Annotated in this window: 18 protein-coding genes and 1 other RNA gene; 8 read left to right on the plus strand and 11 right to left on the minus strand. The window is 69.9% G+C overall.

Annotated elements, in window-relative coordinates; genetic code table 11:
- Positions 1-332: 332 nt before the first annotated feature.
- From ACGFY9_RS23265 to ACGFY9_RS23275, 3 genes are all read left to right on the plus strand, one after another.
- Complete coding sequence (locus tag ACGFY9_RS23265) at positions 333-605, plus strand: type II toxin-antitoxin system Phd/YefM family antitoxin (RefSeq protein ID WP_393756936.1); 273 nt, start codon at positions 333-335, stop codon at positions 603-605.
- On the plus strand, positions 602-865 hold the full coding sequence (locus tag ACGFY9_RS23270) for a Txe/YoeB family addiction module toxin (RefSeq protein WP_393756938.1): 264 nt from the start codon (positions 602-604) through the stop codon (positions 863-865). Before ACGFY9_RS23265 ends, ACGFY9_RS23270 begins: the two co-directional genes overlap by 4 nt.
- Before the next feature lie 365 nt (positions 866-1230).
- A complete protein-coding gene (locus ACGFY9_RS23275; protein ID WP_393756940.1) occupies positions 1231-2271 on the plus strand; it encodes a TIGR02677 family protein in 1041 nt (346 codons plus the stop codon).
- Between the two features lie 96 nt (positions 2272-2367).
- Here ACGFY9_RS23275 and ACGFY9_RS23280 read toward each other — a convergent pair whose 3' ends face one another.
- The 4 genes from ACGFY9_RS23280 to ACGFY9_RS23295 are packed head-to-tail and all read right to left on the minus strand — an operon-like array spanning position 2368 to position 7720.
- Complete coding sequence (locus ACGFY9_RS23280; protein ID WP_393756942.1) at positions 2368-5484, minus strand: ATP-binding protein; 3117 nt, start codon at positions 5482-5484, stop codon at positions 2368-2370.
- Entirely contained in the window at positions 5481-6092 is a 612-nt protein-coding gene (locus ACGFY9_RS23285; RefSeq protein WP_393756944.1) for a hypothetical protein, read from the minus strand. The genes ACGFY9_RS23280 and ACGFY9_RS23285 overlap by 4 nt, the downstream gene beginning before the upstream one ends.
- 30 nt (positions 6093-6122) lie before the next feature.
- Entirely contained in the window at positions 6123-7208 is a 1086-nt protein-coding gene (locus ACGFY9_RS23290) for a hypothetical protein (protein WP_393756946.1), read from the minus strand.
- Positions 7209-7216: 8 nt separating this feature from the next.
- Positions 7217-7720, minus strand: a complete 504-nt coding sequence (locus ACGFY9_RS23295) for a DUF4365 domain-containing protein (RefSeq protein WP_393756948.1) — start codon at positions 7718-7720, stop codon at positions 7217-7219.
- Positions 7721-8144: 424 nt separating this feature from the next.
- Between ACGFY9_RS23295 and ACGFY9_RS23300 the strand changes: the two genes are divergently transcribed.
- The gene (locus tag ACGFY9_RS23300; protein ID WP_393756950.1) at positions 8145-8585 is read left to right on the plus strand and encodes a hypothetical protein; all 441 of its coding nucleotides are present in this window, start codon (positions 8145-8147) and stop codon (positions 8583-8585) included.
- 293 nt (positions 8586-8878) lie between these two features.
- Here ACGFY9_RS23300 and ACGFY9_RS23305 read toward each other — a convergent pair whose 3' ends face one another.
- The 5 genes from ACGFY9_RS23305 to ACGFY9_RS23325 form a co-directional block, all read right to left on the minus strand.
- On the minus strand, positions 8879-9418 hold the full coding sequence (locus ACGFY9_RS23305; protein ID WP_393757406.1) for a DUF2637 domain-containing protein: 540 nt from the start codon (positions 9416-9418) through the stop codon (positions 8879-8881).
- A gap of 150 nt (positions 9419-9568) precedes the next feature.
- Positions 9569-9984, minus strand: an RNA gene (gene rnpB / locus ACGFY9_RS23310) — RNase P RNA component class A.
- Positions 9985-10146: 162 nt separating this feature from the next.
- A complete protein-coding gene (locus ACGFY9_RS23315; RefSeq protein ID WP_393756952.1) occupies positions 10147-11121 on the minus strand; it encodes a DMT family transporter in 975 nt (324 codons plus the stop codon).
- Between the two features lie 22 nt (positions 11122-11143).
- Entirely contained in the window at positions 11144-11974 is an 831-nt protein-coding gene (locus ACGFY9_RS23320) for an AraC family transcriptional regulator (RefSeq protein WP_393756954.1), read from the minus strand.
- 48 nt (positions 11975-12022) lie between these two features.
- Complete coding sequence (locus ACGFY9_RS23325; protein ID WP_393756956.1) at positions 12023-12688, minus strand: TetR/AcrR family transcriptional regulator; 666 nt, start codon at positions 12686-12688, stop codon at positions 12023-12025.
- 46 nt (positions 12689-12734) lie between these two features.
- Between ACGFY9_RS23325 and ACGFY9_RS23330 the strand changes: the two genes are divergently transcribed.
- Both ACGFY9_RS23330 and ACGFY9_RS23335 read left to right on the plus strand, forming a co-directional pair.
- Positions 12735-14303: an FAD-dependent monooxygenase gene (locus ACGFY9_RS23330; RefSeq protein ID WP_393756958.1), complete on the plus strand. Its 1569-nt coding sequence runs from the start codon at positions 12735-12737 to the stop codon at positions 14301-14303.
- Between the two features lie 33 nt (positions 14304-14336).
- On the plus strand, positions 14337-14882 hold the full coding sequence (locus ACGFY9_RS23335; RefSeq protein WP_393756959.1) for a hypothetical protein: 546 nt from the start codon (positions 14337-14339) through the stop codon (positions 14880-14882).
- On the opposite strand, the gene ACGFY9_RS23340 is transcribed toward ACGFY9_RS23335, so the two are convergent.
- Positions 14833-16263, minus strand: a complete 1431-nt coding sequence (locus tag ACGFY9_RS23340; protein WP_393756961.1) for an RNB domain-containing ribonuclease — start codon at positions 16261-16263, stop codon at positions 14833-14835. The genes ACGFY9_RS23335 and ACGFY9_RS23340 overlap by 50 nt on opposite strands.
- 106 nt (positions 16264-16369) lie before the next feature.
- Here ACGFY9_RS23340 and yaaA point away from each other — a divergent pair, with 106 nt between their 5' ends.
- On the plus strand, positions 16370-17152 hold the full coding sequence (gene yaaA / locus ACGFY9_RS23345; RefSeq protein WP_393757408.1) for a peroxide stress protein YaaA: 783 nt from the start codon (positions 16370-16372) through the stop codon (positions 17150-17152).
- Positions 17153-17260: 108 nt separating this feature from the next.
- Positions 17261-17914, plus strand: a complete 654-nt coding sequence (locus ACGFY9_RS23350; RefSeq protein WP_393756963.1) for a bifunctional 4-hydroxy-2-oxoglutarate aldolase/2-dehydro-3-deoxy-phosphogluconate aldolase — start codon at positions 17261-17263, stop codon at positions 17912-17914.
- Here the strand turns inward: ACGFY9_RS23350 and ACGFY9_RS23355 are convergent.
- A complete protein-coding gene (locus tag ACGFY9_RS23355) occupies positions 17889-19226 on the minus strand; it encodes a bifunctional RNase H/acid phosphatase (protein ID WP_393756964.1) in 1338 nt (445 codons plus the stop codon). The genes ACGFY9_RS23350 and ACGFY9_RS23355 overlap by 26 nt on opposite strands.
- Positions 19227-19229 lie beyond the last annotated feature (3 nt).

The following is a 19229-nucleotide window of genomic DNA, read 5'->3' on the forward strand; positions in this document are numbered from 1 at the left end:
GGGGGCGTCCTTCAACCGGGGCGGGGATCAACGGGGATCATTCGCGGCACATCTTAGGGCTCAACTCCCGTCTCCAACACACCAGTTCATGTCTTCTAGTCCATGTCTTCCGACTGGTGTGCCGGCCATGGGACGGCCCGGGTCGGGCTGTACACCGCGGGGATGGCTTGGATACCCGAGGGAGCACCCTCCGAGCTGCGCGGACGTTCCGTGGGACCAGAAGCCGCGCACATCACGTGCACACCGACCCGGAATCCACCACTCTAGTAGGTACGAATTTTCGTACCAGTCCGGTACGATATTACGTACCGCTCCGCGAAAGGACGTATGCCATGAGCCTTACCGCCAGCGAGGCGCGCAAGGATCTCTTCCCCCTGATCAAGAAGGTCAACGACGACCACGCGCCGGTACGGATTCACTCCAAGAACGGCGACGCGATCCTCATGTCGGCAGAGGACTACGACGCCTGGCAGGAGACCATCTACCTCCTGCGCTCACCGGCCAACGCCCGCCGCCTCATGGAAGCCGTCGCCCGCGACCGTGCGGGCCAGACAGGGGTCACCAAAACCGTGGAGGAACTCCAAGAACTGGCCGGTGACGAGTGAGGGACGTCAACTTCGACCCAGCCGCCTGGGACGACCTCCAACACTGGCTTGAGACCGACCGCAAGATGGTGCGCCGCATCGTCCGCCTCATCGGCGAGATCCAGCGCGATCCGTTCAACGGCATCGGCAAGCCCGAACCGTTGAAGGGGGACCTCTCCGGCTACTGGTCGCGCCGCATAGACGACGAACACCGCCTCGTCTACCGAGCCGACGACAAGCAAGTCAAGATCCTCAAGGCTCGTTACCACTACACCGACTAGCCTGGCTCAGCCAAGTCGGCGAGCGCTTCTTGCCTCCACCCTGCAGCGGCACGCAGTTGCAGCCTCCTGCCGACCGGCGAAGCGGCCCTTTGTGCGATGCCCACAGTGAGAGCGACGCCTCACACAAGCCCTGGGTTCGGCAGGCCTACCGTGGCCAAGAAACCCCATCACAGGCGACGGCTACAACACGGCCCACAAAGTACGGCCGACTACGCAAGCGGCGAGAGCCCGCCCCGGCGTGACCTGCGCGAAGATCAGGCCACGATTGCCACAGCGAGGTGTCCGTCGGGGAGAATGCCTGAACGATGACGTCGACGCCTCCTGGACCGACACGGGCCGGATATACGCCCTTCGCTCATCTCACCGTGCCCAACGCCGCCTTCTACCGCCGGGTGATGGGAGCGTTCCAGGCACTGGACAGCCTTGTCGACTGGGGCAATCTGCGGGCAGATCCGGACACTTCCCGGGTCACCGCGGTCGAGGACTTCTACCGCAAACGCTTCATCTACCAACTCACCCAGGCCGGCGAGGCAGCCGAACAGGCGCTGTCCGCGTACGACGAGGCACTCGGGCGGAGCGGTGCGCTGCAGGCGGTGGCCCTGCACGACATCGTCACCCAGTTGCGGGCTCTGCTGGTGATCGCCGCCGAGCAGGAGGAAGGCGAGCCGGACCCGGCCAAGGCGCATCTGGCGCTGTCCGCTCTGACGAGCCGGTTCGAGGCGTTGGCGGAGAACGCGCGGGCCTTCATGGGGTCCCTGCAACGCACGATCGACCTGCACGGCGTGGAGGTCGAGGTGTTCCTCGCCTACAAGGACCGACTGATCCAGTACCTGGAACGGTTCATCCAGGACCTGATCACCCTGGGAGGGCGGATCGCCCTGCTCATCGGCGAGTTGGAGGAGCAGGGGCGGGTCGGCGTGCTGCTGCGGCTGGCGGCGCCCCGGGAAGCGGCCGACGCCGCGCCGGACGAGGCCGAAATCGCCGAGGCGCGAGCGTATGAGCGATGGGTGGGCAGGTGGGCGGGGCTGGCCGCCTGGTTCGTGTCGGCCGAGGGCCGCGAGTCGCAAGCCCGTCTGCTGCGCGGCCGCGCTCTTGGCGCCATTCCTCAACTGCTCGCAGTCGTACGGCAGTTGAACGAGCGGCGGGCCGGGCGCTCGGACCGCTCGGCGGACTTCCGCACCCTGGCCCGCTGGTTCGCCGAGGCCCCCGACGACCCGGCGCGGCACCGGCTGTGGCATGCCGGGTTCGAGCTGTACCCCGCACGTCACCTCACCGTCGACGCCGACACCCTCGACCGGCGCGCCACTCATCCGGTGGCCGCCTCCACCCCGTGGGCCGAGGCCGAGCCCCTGCGGATCAGCCCGCAGCTGTGCCGCACCGGTAGCTACGAGCGACGCGGGGGGTGACCGCCGGGATAGGACAGCTCAAGCGCCCTGGCGACCCTGTCCGCGCAGGCCAGGATCTCGGCACGGGCCAGGACGCGCTCACCGCCTCACGACCGCTCAGGTACCCCGGCGGGCTCGCTCGACGATCTCGTCCTCCGTGAGCGGCACATCGTGGTGACTGAGGCAGATCGGCACCTCGATCTTGCTGAATCCGGTCCCCTCGCTCGCGGCGTTGAACATGCCGGCCTTGAGACCGGCGAGGTTGTCGAGGACCGCGTTCCGCGCCCGGGCCATGGTCTGGGCGGCCTCGATGTGCGCGGGTCCTATGAGTCGGCCGATGAACTGGTTCACGGTGTTGCCCAGCGCCTGGTTGTGGATGCCCCTGGGGAGCTGTGAGGCGAGGACTATCCCGAGTCCGTACTTGCGTATCTGGCGGATGAGTTCGACCGTGCTGTCCGTACTCGGATTCGATGCGCCGGAGGGCACGAAGTTCTGCGCCTCGTCCATCACCAGCAGCCCGCCCAGGGCACGGTCACCGACCGGGTGCGCCCTGAACCATGAGAACAAGGTCGCCTGAAGGCGGCTGACGAATTGGGCCGGTCCGTCGCCGGACAGACCGATGAAGCTGATCACCGAGATACGGGCGGCCTTTCCCGGCGACGGGATCAGGAGCATGCCGGGATCGGCGGGTGCGCCGGACTCCCCGAACAGCGGGTCGGTCTCCATCGCGGCTTCCAGCGTGTCCGCCATCTGAACCGCGAAGCGACTGGTCCTGCTGTTCACGATGTCGCTCGGAGGCTCGGCGAGCAGCTCGACGAAGCCGGCCAGGGTCTTGCCGCCGTCGCGCGCGTACCGTTCGAGAGCACGTTTGAGTACCCCCAGCTGCTGGGTCGCGCGAGCACTGCTGCCGCGTACACCGGCATGTGGCGCGAGTGAGGTCACGGTCGACCTGACCAGACGGGGGAAGTCGTCCTCGTCGTCAAGGACGGGACCGAAGTCGGGAAGCGGGTAGAAGGAGATCGGACGTCCCCGGTTCAGACCCGGTGTCCACACCACCACTTCGACATCCGCGAAATAGTGTCGGGCCTCGCGCTCATGGTCGTCCGTCCAACCCTTCGGCGGGCGTGACCAGGGGTCGCCGAGCCGTGCGAGGTCGTCGTTCGGATCCAGCACGATCACCGAGACGCCGCGCAGAGCGCACTGCTCCACAAGTCGCTTGATCAGGACCGTCTTGCCCGATCCCGCCGCGCCCACCACCGCGGTGTGCATCCGGAGTCGTTCCATGGGTATCGCAAACGAACGGCCGCCCCGGACCGTGGTTCCGACGACGATTTCGGTACGAGCGGCCTCGGCGTCCTCCGGTATGCCCGCCGCATCCGCCGCCACCCCGGAGCCGACTTCCGTGGTCGCGATGCCGAGATGCTGCCGTAGGTCTCCCAGCACCGGCGCGAAGACCTCGACGCGGGAAGCGGGGTGCTCCTGTCGCAACCATTCGTCCAGGCCTGACGTACGATCGTCGAGCATGGCCCGGAGGGCGACCAGGGTCCGGAGGTCGGCGGCGCCGATCGGTAACGACACCCCGCCCCGCGCCTCGAAGTCGTCCTTGATGCCCTTGGTCTTGGGGCCGCTCGGGTACGGCATGTTCCGCAGCAGGATCAGTCGGCGGCTCGCCAGGTCGGGCATCAGGCCGGCCTCCACGGCCGCGTTGCGGATCCGGTTCTGGGCGGCGATGGCGTTGTTCGCGGCGATCGCCCGGAAGGACCAGTGGAATTCGTTCTCGCTGACCTCGTCCACGACATAGCGCAACCGGGCATGCAACGCCGCCTTGCGGCCGAAGTCGGTCTCGATGGAGAACCGCGTCTCGTCGACACCCAGTTCCCTGACCAGACTCCGCAGCCCCACGCCCAGCAGAGCGGGCATCAACCCGTCCTCGGTCGTGGGGTCGAGCGGCCCGAGGTCGTCCGCCTCGGCACGGAGCTTGTCGAAGGACTCCGTCAGGGTGCTCAGGTTGACGGCCCTCGCCGGTGCGGGCGGTGCGGCTGCCGTGGGCTCCGCGCCTGCCAGGGAGATCAGTTCGGCCACCGTGCCGGTCTGCAGACACGCCTCGATGTGCTTCTGGACCCGGATGAGCAGCCGCCGTGCGGTGTAACGGTGTGGGGCTTCGGCCAGCGCCGCCGAGGTGACCGGCCAGGTGGGATACCGCGGAGTGAACCCCATCGACTCGTAGTAGGGCCGAAAGCGGCTGCTGACGATGGCGCCGGCGGTGGCCTCGTCGGGAATCGCGCCGAGCGTCGGCAGAACCTCGAACCGGTCCAGGGCGGACCGGACTGCCGCCCGCGAAATCTGCTCCCAGGTGTCCTCGTGGCACGCCACGACCATCAGGGTCCGGCGGGCTTCCTCCCGCAGTTCCATCAGGCCGGTGGCGATCTCACCGCTCAGCCGCTTGGCGGCTCGGCCCTCGCCGGAAGGGGCCGACGTCAGCGACGACGTCTCCGCGGCGGACACCAGGGTGTCGAGCTGGTCGAAGGCGAACACCAGCGGTCCGGCCAGGGCGAACAGGCGCGTCAGATCGCGGAGGACGAGTTGGGCCTGTCGCCCACCCGGCGACATCCCCCAGGCGGCGCGCTTGTCCCCGTCGTCGTCGTTGAGCGCGAAGTAGGCCCTGCCGATCTCCACGGGATCGCCGGCGGAGGCTAGGAGCGCCAGCGCGCGGGCCGTGTCCGCGGCCTCGTTGCCCACCTGCCGGTCGATGGTCCGGATCCCCCGAACGAACGCATCGACATGGGCGCGCGTCAACTCGCGCCGGCCAGTGACGGCGGCATGGGTGTCCGTGTCGAGGCGAGCCTGGCGCGAAAGCTCGTCGAGCAGGCGAATCAGTTGTTCCTGGCCGCCCTCGTCCTCCCGGTAGAGACTGTCGACGAGACTGTCGGCGGCGCTCTCCCAGAAGTTCCGGCCGGTGACGAGCTTGACGTAGAAGAAGGAGCCGCCGCGCTGCTGGATCTCGTGGCGGGTCCAGCCGAGCAGATGCGTCTTGCCCGAACCGCTCTCGCCACGCACCACGGTCGCAACCGGCGAGTGGGCGCGCTCGACGGCGTTCATCGCCCTCCCCAGCCGCCGGAACACCTCAGGATGAAGGCCGTCGACGTGGTAGGAGGTCACCGGTTTCCAGATCTCTTCCTGGGTCAGCGCGGTGTTGATGTACAGCGTCTCCAGGGCGGCGAGTTCCCCGTTCACGCCGGTCCGATCCGCAGCAGGTGGCGGGGTTCGCCGCCGATGTCGACGGCGGCTGTGCGGTCCTCGTCGCTGAGCGTGCGCTGGTTGAGCTCGCCCATCAGCTGTACGTCGGGCTGCTCGATCATCCGGTCGAGTTCGGCGTCGACGGCCCCTCTCGGCAGATTCTCGAGCCATGGGCGCAGCGCCGACAGTCTGACCCAGCTGCCCGGTTTCCGGCGGACGGTGAGTTCCGTGTAGACCGCGCGGATCCAGTCCTCGACGTCGGGTTGGAAGAACTCGCCGAACTTGGTGCCGGAGCGGGCCAGGTACTGTCCGACGTTGTCCAGCACCGCATAGAGGACCCCGGCCGGAAACTTCGCTCCGTCCGGGCGGCCGGCCACCAGAGCGGACTCGCACCAGGTCCGGCCCGCGGGCGTGAGCTGGTGCGTGTTGACCGCACCGTGCTTCCTGGTCACGATCCGCTCGGCATCCTGGTTCACTCGCCGTCGCACCGCCGCGGTGATCTCCAGGCCGGCGAGTTCGCGCAGTTCACGGTTGGTCACCGGCCGTGCGACCACCATCAGGGCGAACAGCGATGCATGATCCCGTACAGTCAAATCCGTCGGCACAGTACCCCTCCTCGATGAGCCGAAATCCGGTCAGATGTCGAACCCCCGCCTGGGCACCAGTTCCACCCGGCCGGTCGTGCTGGACAACTCGCCCACGACGGTGATCACCTGTCGTTCCCGATGCGCGGTGATCGCACGGTCGTACGAGGCCTGGTCCGGGAGCCGCACCCAGACGACCTTCCCGACCAGTTCGGCGTGCTCGGTGCGCAGCTCACCGCGGACCTTGATCCGCCACCGGTCGATGCCTGAGGAGTCGTCATGCAGCCCCTCGACCAAACCGGAGACCGTAGCGGCACCGGTGGCGTTGAGGCCGCGAAGCCGCAGGGACGCGGCGCGCAGCAGTGATCCGGAGGTCTCCGGGAACGCGACGACGTGTGACGGCACATCGCGTGGCTGCGAGCGCGCCCACCGGAAGCCGATCTCGAAGGGCTCGCTCCGGTCGAAACCGGAGAGTTCACTGAGCGCCTTGCACAGATCCGCGGAGACGCCGGCCGTGACGGTCTCGTCGAAGGCCGCGGGCGCGTCCGCCGCTACGGCTGCCTGGGCCGCGCTCACCGCCTCGAGCATCTGGACCAGCACGGCCCGACCGGTGACCTGCTCCCCGCTCGGGGTTCGGGCCGTCGCGTCCGCCGCCACCCGGATCTCGACGACGTAGCTCCCGGCGCGGGAGGGGCCGAGTTCGGCTGCGCGCAAGAGGTCGCCCACCACGCCCGGTTGCCGGCCGGCGAAGGCGAAGTGCGGACCCTGCACGACGGTGCGCGCCGCCACCGTCAGGAGGTTGCGGACACCCAGCACCGTCTGCGTACCCAGGAGCAGCGAGGTGTAGCCGGGGTCGTGGCCGGTGGGAAACGTGCGGAAGGACTGCTTGTCCAGCTGCGGTCTGGCGATCTCCAGGGCGATGTCGCCCGCCGGCCGGTCCTCCAGCGCGCACAGACAGCGCAGGATCTCCCGTACTCGGCGGTCGTTGTCGCCCATGCCGTCGCGAGCGGGTACCAACACCTCGTAGTCGCCCGGGTGTTGCCAGACACTCGCTCCGCGCCAGCCTTGTGGATTCCGCTCCCAGCCCGTTTCCGCCAGATAGCTGGCGATGTCGTCGACCTTCAGCGGAATCGTCATCGGTTCCCCTACCAGTCGGACTGCGTCTCGGCGAGCCGGCGCAGTGAGGCGGCGGTGAGCACGTTCGCTGTCGGAACTCTGACCGGACGCTTTCGGCGACGGTCGGGGTCCTTGATCGGCTCCTCGGAACGAAGCGAGACGAAATAGCCGAGGTGACGGAGCATCACACCGTCGGTGCTCATGGCCGCGTACGCCTGGTTGTCGGCTGGGACGCAGATGACGAACAGAAAGCGGGGCACGGTGAAGTCGGGACCGACGAGCCTGTTGAACTGCCACTCGTTGAGCCCGCGGAAGTTCAGGTGGCCGGACGACACGGACGGCGCCGACCATGTCTTGATCTGAGCCTCGACAGTGGGCGACAGCGTCCGTCCGTAGCGGCCGGTGGCGCGGAACCCGAGGTCGACCCCGTCCGCGTCGAGATCGCCTTGCAGGACGATCAGCCCCGCCGCAGAGGCCAGCACACGGACGTAGTCTTCGCCGAACTTGCCCTGATGCTGCTTCGCATCGAGCACGAAAGCCCCCCAATGTCCCCCTGCTGTGGCACACAGTAGTCGGAATCTTACGGGACGCGCCAACGACTGTCAGGGCCCCAAAATGGACCTTCCGACAGGCCTGCGAAACGATGGCCGGCAGGCAGCTGTTCATCCTTGATGCGATGTAGGGGCGGGCCTCCCGCCCCGGCCGGGTACGGACGATGCTGTGGGTGCCGCATCTGGCTCGTTCTCCCGTTCTGGGAAGTCAGGGGGCCTTGATGTGCCACTTCTGGGAAGTCAGGGGGCCTTGATGTGCCACCTGTCCGTGCCCGTGGTCAGCGCCCACGGTGCATTCGGAGCCACCACCCTCGTCCTGATGCTCCTCTCGGCTGGCCGGCCCTCGCGCACGGCACGCCAGCCGCTCCCGAAGCGGTGCCTACAACGCCCCCACCCTGTTCTGTGGGTGTGGTCACCCCAATCGGTACACGAACCACTGATCCCCAAGTGGACGTACGACGCCCTCACCCAGAAACCGCCGGGCAACCGAGGCTTCCGGACCAGGGACACCGTCAACGCCCATCCGCAGACGAACCACACCTACGTGCTATGCGGCATGCTCCTGCACGCCTGCAACCGGCGCATGTTCGGCAAACACCGCAAAGGCATCACCAACTACTGCTGCCAGCCCCGAGCCAACAACCGCGGCCGACCCGACACCTACACCGGCCGCCCCAAAACTGCCTACATCCGCGAGGATCTCCTGCTGGACGCGCTCGCCGCCTGCTACACCGACCATGTGCTCTGCCCCCACCGGCCCGATCCGTTGGGCACCACCCTCGAACCCGCCCAACACCGCGACGCCACCCACGCCAAGGCGAACGCGACCGGCTGCACCTCCTACTGAGCGACGTCTCCCGCCGCCAGCACAATCTCCTGCAACAGGCCCAGAACTGCCCCGCCGACGGCCCCTAGGCCACCGCCCTCCGCCACATCTACAACGACCTGGAAGACCAGCGGGTCAACGCCCTCGGCGCGCTCCGAACTCTCAGCACGGCCACCCCTACCGAGACAACCGACAACCTCGCCTAGCCTCTGGACGCCCTCTGCCCCTGCGGTTCATTTGCCCAATTACGGAACACCTCTGTCGCGCCGTCGCCACTCCGGCTCCCCCCGTACGAGCGCGGCCAACTGTCTCGATCACCTCGCGCCGAGGCGCAGTTCCTTTCGCAGCATCTCGGCCGAAACGGGTCGTTGATGCAGTTCCCGGCGCCGGGCATCGACCATGCGAGCCCGCGGCGGCAACGGATCGTCGTCCTGCTGCAACAGCTCGCCCTTCGTGTGGCCGCCTCCCTCTCCCGTTTGGCCCGTCGTCACATCCAGCCGGTCAACCGGGCGATGTACCAGGAGTTCCACCGACAGCAACAAGGCGACGGGAGGCCATCCGGCGACGAGGACCGGCTTCCACTCCGGAGCCGGCGCCGCCGCGATATTCGCCGCCAGCGAGACCGCGATCCCCAGTAGGAAAGCTACCCACACCGCGCCTTTCGCCCGGCGCGCGTGCGGCGCTGCGGGCTTCAGCAGGGCGACCGTTGCCAGGAGCAGGAGCCCGTCCACGGACAACGGCCACAACGAAGCACTGACCGTATCGGCCCCACCCTGCAGCGCGAACTCCCGCTGATGAACATACGAGGCGTAGGCCGCGACTCCGGCCACCACGAGAGCGCACAGAGCCCGAATTCACAGGTCCAGGTTGAAGCCCCGGCTCCCGGCCAACGCGTGCACACATCCACGGGAACTCCCAGGAACTCTCGCAGGTACAAGCGGGAAACCACCGGACACAGGAAAGGGCCCTGCCCAGGCCATAAGTCCAGGTCAGAGCCCTACCGACAGACGAGCCGGGCCGTACGCCGGGTTCTGTGTCCGGGAGGACCTCACGATCCCCCCGGCGACGGCCATCCATCTAGGACCGGCGTTGCCACCGGCCTCGTGCGGTCTACCCGCGGACTCGGGCGGGCAGCCCTCGAACGTCCGCGCAGAGCCGCGCCTCTTGCGAGGCGGCCGCTCCTTTTGACCTTGCTCCGGGTGGGGTTTACCTAGCCGCCTGAGTCGCCTCAGGCGCTGGTGGTCTCTTACACCACCGTTTCACCCTTACCCGGCACCGAAGCGCCGGGCGGTCTGTTTTCTGTGGCACTGTCCCGCGGGTCACCCCGGGTGGCCGTTAGCCATCACCCTGCCCTGTGGAGCCCGGACGTTCCTCGGGAAGTCCCCCTAGGGGCACTCCACGCGGCCGTCCGCCCGGCTCGTCTGCCGTGTCGACCATGCTACCGGGCGGGCGCCGCCCCCTCGACCGTCGCCCGATGCTTCCGGCCCACCGGTCGACCAGCCTCGCCGATCCCTACGGCCCCACAGTTCACCCCGTCCCGCCGACCCTTCCGACCTCGCCGGTTCGACCAGCCCCACCGACCTCACGGCCCCACCGGCTCACCCAATCCCGCCGATCCTCCAGGTACCGCCGATCCCATCGGCTCTCCCGGAACCGCCGACCTCACCGGTTCGCCCGACCCCGACGATCCCCCCGATCCGCCCGACCCCGCCGTCGCCAGCACCGACCCCGCCAGAATCAACGTGAAGGCCACCGCGATCCCCACCGTCAGGCTCTCCCCCAGGAACAGCGCGCCCGCCGCCACCGCGACCGCCGGGTTGACGTACGTGATCACCGTCGAACGCGTCGGGCCGACCTCCTTGATCAGTTCCAGGAAGGCCACGAACGCCACCGCCGTGCAGATCACGCCCAGGCCGGCGAGGGACGCCAGGACCTGGGGGGACGGGACCGAGGACGGCCAGGTGAGCGCCGCCGCGGGGGCGTAGACGATCGCCGCCAACGCCAGGCACGGGGCGGTCAGTTGGAGTGTCGGGACGTCCTTCAGGTGGGGGGCCGCGATCAGCGGCGCCGTCGCATAGCCCAGCACCGTCAGCAGCACCTCCGCCAGCGAGCGCGCGTCGCCGCCCGTCAGGTGCGGGACCGTGAGGACCGTGACCCCGGACAGGCCCAGGGCGAGGCCCGCCACCCGTCGCGCCCCCAGCCGTTCCGCGTCGCCGAAGAACCTCGCCGTCACCACGCCCACGATCGGTACGCCCGCGATCAGCAGTCCCGCCGTAGAGCTGGACAGGTGCCGTTCCGCGTCCGTCAGCGTGAACCACGGGACGATGATCTCGATGCACGCGAAGGCCAGCATCGGGCGCCAGTGCGTCCGGAGTGTGCCGGCGAGGCCGCCCTGTCGTAGGGCGAAGGGCAGCAGGAGTACGGCGCCCAGGGCGCAGCGGGTGAAGACGACCATGGACGGGGACAGCGGGGCGTCCACCGCCACCTTGATCATCAGGTAGGGGACGCCCCAGACCACTCCCATCAGGGAGAACAGGAACCAGCCGCGTGCAGTCATACGGCGAGTCTGCGCCGCCCCCTCATAGGGAGTCTTGAACGCTGTTGCGGTACGCCGCCGGCGTCACCCCCAGCACCCGCCGGAACCACCGCGTCAGATGCGCCTGGTCCGCGAAGCCCACCTGTGCCGCCACCTCGGCGGGCCGCCCGCCCGCCTCCAGCAGCCCGCGCGCCCGGGTCACCCGGTACTGGGCGAGCCAGGCGTACGGCGGTATCCCCATCGTCGTACGGAAGGCGCGGAGGAGTTGGTAGCGGGACAGGCCGAAGTCCGCCGCCAGGGAGGAGAGCGACGGCGGGGTCAGCAGTTCGTCCGCCAGGCGGTCCCTCACCGCGTGGGCCACCCAGGCCGCGCCCGGGATCTCGTCCGGTGCCGGGCTCGATGTGGAGTGGCGGCGGGCGAGGGCCGTGAGGAGCCACGGGAGGCGGGACTCCGCCTCCAACGGGTCGGGGCAGGCGCTGAGTTGGGTGTGCGCCGCGCGCAGTGCCACGGCCAGTTCGGCGTCGTCGAGGAGCGGCTCGCGGAAGTGCGGGAGAGCGGCGCCGAGGATGCCGTCGGTGAGGAGGGCGGGGTCGGCGTAGAGGGCTCGGTAGGCGTAGCCGTCGGTGGTGCTGCCCGGGCCGCCGGTGTGCATTTCGCCGGGGGCGAGTACGACGATGGAGCCCGGGGTCGCGCGGATGCGGCCGCCGCGGTAGTCGATGAGTTCCGAGCCGCCGACGCAGACGCCGATCGTGAACTCCTCGTGCGCGTGCGGGGCGTAGACGTGCCGGTCGAAGCGGGCGGTCAGGAGGTCGAGCGGCGGGCCACTGCGGCCCAGTCTCGCCCTCGTCCACAGTGCCTGCTCACGTGCGCTCACCGGCCGCACCCCCTTCCTCCACAGGGTGCAACGCGCGGGGGCCGCGTGTCATGCCGGGGTGAGCGCCCGCTCCAACGCGTCGAAGGCCGCGCAGATCCGTGCCCGATGATCATCTACGAGTCCTTCCGCGCCCTCTCCCGCGAAGACGCGGCGCGCGGTGGTGACGTAGACCGTGCGGTACGCGGCGACGGTCAGGGCCGCGGTCAGGGCGGGGTCGGGGGTGTCCGGGGCGGTCTCGGCGAGGGCGGTGGCCAGGGCGTTCTCGATCTCCTCCAGGGCTTCGCGGCCCCGGGCGCGCAGGGCGGGCGAGTCGGCCACGACCTCCCAGAAGTCCGGGAATCCGCTGTCCGGGCCGGCCAACGGGTGGCGCCGGTCGAGGAGTTCGAGGGCGAGGCGGCGGAGCGCGGCCAGCGGGGTCTCGCCGGGGGCGCGGTCGCGTACGGCTCCGCTGAACATCTCGACCGCCTCCGGGATGCGGTCGAGGAACAGGTCCTCCTTGCGCGGGAAGTAGTTGAAGACGGTCATCGTCGACACCTCGGCGGCGCGCGCGACCTCCGCCACCGACACCTGGTCGAAGCCGCGCTCCCGGAACAGCGCCGAGGCGACGTTCGAGATGCGTTGCCGGGTCGCCCGCTTCTTGCGCTCCCTCAGCGGCAGCTCGGCCGCGTCCTTGCTCTCGCTCACGCCCTTGTTCTCACTCGCGCTCTCGTTCACGAGAACAGTGTAGCCAACATAATTTTTTAGTGACTACACTTAAGGCATGAACACCGACACGAACTACGACGTCGTCATCGCCGGAGCCGGACCCATCGGGCTGCTGCTCGCCTGTGAGCTGCGGCTCGGCGGGGCGCGGGTGCTGGTCGCGGAGCGGCTGGCCGAGGTGGACGAGACGATCAAGGCGGGCGGGATCAACACCCTCACCGCCGTCTCCCTCTACCGGCGGGGGCTGCTGCCAGCGCTGACCGAGGTGCAGGTCGAGACGGCGAACGGCATGAAGGAGTTCCTGCGGACGCAGAGCGGCGGCGAGGGAGCCGCCCCGCCGCCGAAGTCCGCCGGGCACTTCGCCGGGATCACGCTGCGGGCCGATCTCCTCGACGCGTCGGACCCCGCCTTCGCGGAGGTCGGTCCGCCCGGCGAGGTCGGCCGGTTCGTCCCGCAGGCCCCGCTGGAGCGGCTGCTCGGCCGGCGTGCCGGCGAACTCGGCGCCGAGGTGCGCAGGCAGGTCGAGTTGATTGGCTACGACGCCGACGGCGACGGGGACGGCGTGATCGTCCACCTCGCGCCTACGGACGGCTCCGCGCCGCAGACCATTCGCGCCGGCTGGCTGGTCGGCTGCGACGGCGGCCGCAGCGTTGTCCGCAAATTCGCCGGGATCCAATTCCCGGGCACCGCACCGGAGATCACCGGCTACCAGGCGATCGCCGGCATGACCGGCACCGAGGGGCTGAGCAAGGGCTGGAACGCCACCGGCACGGGGATGTACACCTACGGCCCGATGCCGGGACGGATGGTCTCCATCGAGTTCGACGGGCCGCCCGCCGACCGTCGATCCCCGGTCACCACCGAGGAGTTGCAGGCCAGCGTGCGCCGCGTGACCGGAGTCGACGTCACCGTGCACGCGCTGCACACGGCGACCCGGTTCACCGACAACTGCCGTCAGGCGGACACCTATCGCTCGGGCCGGGTGCTGCTCGCGGGCGACGCGGCGCATGTGCACTCGCCGTTCGGCGGACAGGGGCTCAACCTCGGTGTCGGGGACGCGATGAACCTCGGCTGGAAGCTCGCCCTGGTGGTGAGCGGCCGGGCCCCGGTGGACCTGCTGGACACCTACACCGCGGAACGGCATCCGATCGGCTCCTGGGTGCTGGACTGGACGCGCGCCCAGATCGCGGTCATGCGCCCCGACGCCCACGCCCGTGCCCTGCGCGGGATCATCAGCGACCTCGCGGGGACGGTCGACGGCACGACGTACTTCGTCAAGCGGATCTCCGGCGCCTGGCAGCGCTACGACCTCCCCGGCGACCACCCGCTGACCGGCCGCAGCGCCCCCGACCTCGAACTCGCCGACGGCACCCGCCTGGGCGACCACCTCCACACCGGCCGCGCCCTCCTCCTCGACCTCACCGACGACCCCGAACTCCGGGCCCGCGCGGCCGGTTACGAGGGCCTGGTCGACGTGCTGACCACCAGCTGCCCCCAACACCCGGAACTGGCCGGGCTGTTGGTGCGCCCCGACGGGTTCACCGCCTGGGCGTCGGACACGGACGGCACCGAGGACGACCCCTCGGAGGCACTGGGACTCTGGTTCGGCGCGCCGCTTGGCGCTTGACACTGCCGCGACGTCAGCATCTGAACTGACCCCATGAGGACCAACTGGGCAGGCGGCGGGCGGGTGTTCGGGTATGCGCGGGCGCGACGGGCCCTGGTGGCCGGGTCGGCGCTCGCGTGCGTCCTGGAGACGCTCACCATGTCGGTACTGCTGCGGGACTCACCGGTCCTCCACCAAGTGGTGCCGGTCCTGGGCCTGTTCGCGGTCGCGTCCGTCGCCGCCCTGCACGCGGCCGCCGTCGCCCGCCCGCACCTGCTGGACGACCAGGGGCTACGGCTCCGCCGGGCCGCCCGCGCGGACGTGATCGTCCCGCTGGGTCATATCGCCTCCGCCGAGGGCGAGTTGCAGGTGGCCCGGCGCCGGTCCGACGGCGAACTCGATCTCCCCGTCGGCTTCCGCACCTCCGTCACCCTCCAACTCACCGAGCCCGTAGCCCACTTCACACTCCTCGGCCGACGGCGGGAGGTCGACACCGTCCACTTCCACGCCGACGACGCCGCACTCGTCGTAGAAACCCTTGCGGACGCGGTCAGGCGGGCGCGAACCGTACCTTCGACGTCCCCGGGACCGCCTGGGTGAGCCGGACGCGCAGCCGCTCCCCCAACGGCAGCGGGGTCGTGCCGCCTTCGAGGCGGGCGACGACGGCCGGGGTGTCCAACTGCACCTTTCCCACGGTGGGTTGGCGTTCCTCGACGTCCACCACATAACCGTCGAAGAGGTCGCCGACGCGGTCCTTGAGCAGCGCCGCCTCGACGATGTCGACGCACTCGCGCTCGACGGTGCCCGCGAGGCGGGTGCCGTCGGCCATCTGTTTGGGGAGGGCGTCGAGGCCGGCCAGGACCCAGGCGGGTGGGGAGGAGGGGGCCAGGCAGAGTTCGGCGGCGTAGCGGTCGACGAGCCGTCGTAGGGGCGCTGTGCAGTGGGTGTAGGGGGCGGCCACCGCCGCGTGGGTGGTGACGGGCGGGAGGTTGCCGTCGCGGAAGACCGTGTAGCCCGCGCCTCGCAGCAGGGTCGTGCACTCCTGGAGGAAGGCCGCGTGGTGCGGGAGGTGCGGGTCGAGGGAGCGGATGAGTTCGGCGTACGACATGTGGTGCGGCCAGTCGATGTGCAGGGCGTGCGCGGTGCGGTGCAGACGGCCGACGGCGCCGTCGGGGGCGGTGGGCAGGGTGCGCAGGACGCCGGTGCCGTGCGTGAGCATCAGGTCGGCGGCGGCCATGCCGGTGAGGAGGGAGATCTGGGCGTTCCAGCCGTCGGCGGGGAGCGGGGCGCGGTAGGCGAGTTCGTAGGTGTGGTCGCGCTCGACGATCTCCTGCTCGGGCACGTTGAGCGAGATGCCGCCGCGCTCGACCTCAAGGCGTTCGCGTGCCTCGCCGATGTCCTTCAGCAGCGCGAGCGGCTCCTCGGCGGTGCCCGCGTCGATGCGCCGCTGCGCGGTGGCGTAGTCGAGTTTGGCCCGGCTGCGGACGAGCGCGCGACGGACGTCCACGGCGGACGTACGGCCGTCCGCGTCCAGGTCGATCGTCCACAGCACCGCCGGCCGGGCCACGTCCGGCAACAGGCTCGCGGCGCCCTCGCTCAGCAGGGGCGGGTGCAGCGGGGTCTTCTCGTCGGGAAAGTAGAGGGTGGTGACCCGCCGGTGGGCCTCCGCGTCCAGCGCGCCGCCGGGGACCACGAAGGCGGCGACGTCGGCGATGGCGTACCGGACCCGGAAACCGCTCCCCCTACGGGACAGGTGCATCGCCTGGTCCAGGTCCATGGACGTGGGCGGGTCGATGGTGAAGAAGGGGATGCCGGTGGCGTCCTCGGCGGGCGGCACCGGGGACTTCGCCGCCCGTTCCGCCTCCGCCAGTACCTCCGGCGGGAAGCTCTCGGGTACGCCGAGTTCGGTGCGGAGTGCGGTGAGGGCGGCGCGGAGCGGGGCTTCGGGGGCGCCGGTCACCCGGATACGGCGGCTGGGCATGACACGAGCGTAGGCACAATCCGCAGACCCGCACCCTTTACGCTGACGCAAGCCCCACGTGAGCCAGAAGTTCCCCCCCCAGAAGTCCCCTAAGGAGAAACCCGCCGTGCTCGTCCTGCTGCCGCCGTCCGAAGGCAAGGCCTCCTCCGGCCGCGGTGCCCCCCTCAAGCCGGAATCGCTCTCCCTGCCGGGACTCGCCGACGCCCGCGCGGCCGTACTCGACGAACTCGTCGACCTGTGCGCCGCCGACGAGGACAAGGCACGCGAGGTCCTCGGGCTCAGCGAGGGACTGCGCGGCGAGATCGCGAAGAACGTCGACCTGCGGACGGCCGGCGCACGGCCCGCCGGGGAGATCTATACGGGGGTTCTCTACGACGCCCTCGACCTGGCCTCGCTCGAACCGGCCGCGAAGAAGCGCGCCGCGCGCTCGCTGCTCGTGTTCTCCGGGTTGTGGGGCGCGGTGCGGGTGACGGACCGGATTCCGTCGTACCGCTGCTCGATGGGGGTACGGCTGCCCGGGCTCGGCGCGTTGGGCGCGCACTGGCGGGCGCCGATGGCGGCCGTGCTGCCGGAGGTCGCCGGGGACGGGCTGGTGCTGGATCTGCGGTCGTCGGCGTACGCGGCGGCTTGGAAGCCGAAGGGCGAGGTCGCGGGGCGGACGGCGACCGTACGGGTGCTGCACGCGCCGACGCGGAAGGTCGTCAGCCACTTCAACAAGGCGACGAAGGGGCGGATCGTGCGGAGTCTGCTGACCTCTGCGGGGGCGCCGGGGTCGCCGGGTGAGCTGGTGGAGGCGTTGCGGGACTTGGGGTATGTGGTGGAGGCGGAGGCGCCTTCGCAGGCGGGGCGGGCTTGGGCGCTGGATGTGTTGGTGGACGAGATCCACTAGGGGTTTCGAGCGAGGGTTTTCAAGCGTCACTGAGGGTTTTTGAGCGCGTGCGTTGCAGTGTGCGCAATGAGCTTTGCGTGTGGTGCATCGGCTCGGCAGGATGAGGGCATGTCTTCCTCGCCATGGCCTTCCTCCGGCCTGCTCGATCTCGCTCCCGTGCTGCCCGTCGTCGTCATCGAGGACGTCGCCGATGCGGTGCCGCTCGCGCGGGCGCTGGTGGCGGGCGGGTTGCCGGCGATCGAGGTGACCTTGCGGACGCCGGTCGCGCTGGAGGCCTTGCGGGCGATCGCGGGTGAGGTGCCGGGGGCCGTGGTGGGGGCGGGGACCGTGCTGACTCCGGGGCAGGTGAAGGAGTGCGTGGGGGCGGGGGCGCGGTTCCTCGTCAGTCCCGGGTGGACCGAGCTGCTGCTGGAGACGATGCAGGGGGCCGGGGTGCCGTTCCTGCCGGGGGTGTCGACCACGTCCGAGGTTGTCGCGTTGTTGGAGCGCGGGGTGCGGGAGATGAAGTTCTTCCCGGCTCAGGCCTCGGGGGGTACGGCGTATCTCAAGGCGCTGGCGGGGCCGTTGCCGCAGGCTCGGTTCTGTCCTACCGGGGGGATAGGGGTCGACTCCGCGCCCGGCTACCTGGCGTTGCCCAACGTCGGGTGTGTGGGCGGGAGTTGGATGATTCCGGCGGATGCGGTGGCCGCGCGGGACTGGGGGCGGATCGAAGTGCTGGCCCGTGAAGCCTCGGCGCTCAGCGTAGGTGGGACGTGTCGTTGAAGAGTCGTACGCTCGCGTTGCCGTCGGCGTAGTACGCCACCGCCGAGATCGATGCGGCCGAGAGTTCCATGCGGAACAGGGACTCCGGCGGTGCGCCCAGGGCGAGTTGGACGAACGTCTTGATCGGGGTGACGTGGGTGACGAGGAGGACGGTGCGGCCCGCGTAGGCCGCGGTCAGCTTGTCCCGGGTGGCGGCGATTCGGGTTGCCGTGTCCGCGAAACTCTCGCCGCCGCCGGTGGGTTGGGCCGTGGGGTCGGCCAACCAGGTGGTCAGGTCTTCGGGGTAGCGCTCGCGTACCTCGCCGAAGGTGAGGCCCTCCCAGGCGCCGAAGTCCGTTTCGCGCAGGCCCTCTTCGATCGTCACGTCCAGGCCCAGGCGGTCTGCTACGGCTGCGGCTGTCTCCCTTGTGCGGGCCAGGGGGGACGCGATGATGTGCTGGATCGTGCCTCGGGCTGCCAACGCGGTTGCTGCTCGGGTGGCTTGGTCCTGGCCGACGGGGGAGAGGGAGGGGTCGGTGCCGCCGCTGCCTGAGAAACGCTTCTGGGGGGTCAGGGGGGTTTCGCCGTGGCGCAGGAGGACGAACGTTGCGGGGGCGCCCATGTCTGCGGGGGCCCAACCGGCGCGGGGGGTCGCTACGTTGCGGGCTGCGCGGGTGTCGGCTGTGGTTTTGTCCGTTGTCGTCACAGTGGCGGCCGGTGGGGGCTGGTCGCGCAGTTCCCCGCGCCCCTTAAAAGCCTCGCCTGAGCCTGCGTTGGAAGGCTCGGCGTGTGTTCCGCGACGCTGAAAAGCCTCAGCTGAGCCTGCGTTGGATGGCTTCGCATGGGTCCCGCGCCCCCGAAAAGCCTCAGCCGAGCCTATGCTGCGAAGTTCCGCCGTTGAGTCTGACGCCGACCACTGCCCGCCCCGCTTCCCCGCGTCCATCGCCTCGTTGGCCAAGCGGTCAGCGTGTTTGTTCTCGGCCCTCGGGATCCACTCGTACGTCACCTGCTCGGGCGGGAAGACGGTGGCCGCCTCTGCCGCCAGCGGCTTCATGTCGGGGTGTTTGATCTTCCAGCGGCCCGACATCTGCTCGACGACCAGCTTGGAGTCCATGCGGACGTGGACGGAGGCCGACGGGTCCAGGGCGTGGGCCGTGCGGAGGCCGGCGAGCAGACCCCGGTACTCGGCGACGTTGTTCGTGGCGATGCCGATGTACTCGGCCGCTTCCGCCAACGTCTCCCCCGTCGTCGCGTCGATGACGACGGAACCGTAGCCCGCGGGCCCCGGGTTGCCCCGGGAACCGCCGTCGGCCTCGACGATGAACTCCCGCACGGC

The sequence above is a fragment of the Streptomyces sp. NPDC048504 genome, assembly GCF_043200035.1.
GTDB lineage: Bacteria > Actinomycetota > Actinomycetes > Streptomycetales > Streptomycetaceae > Streptomyces.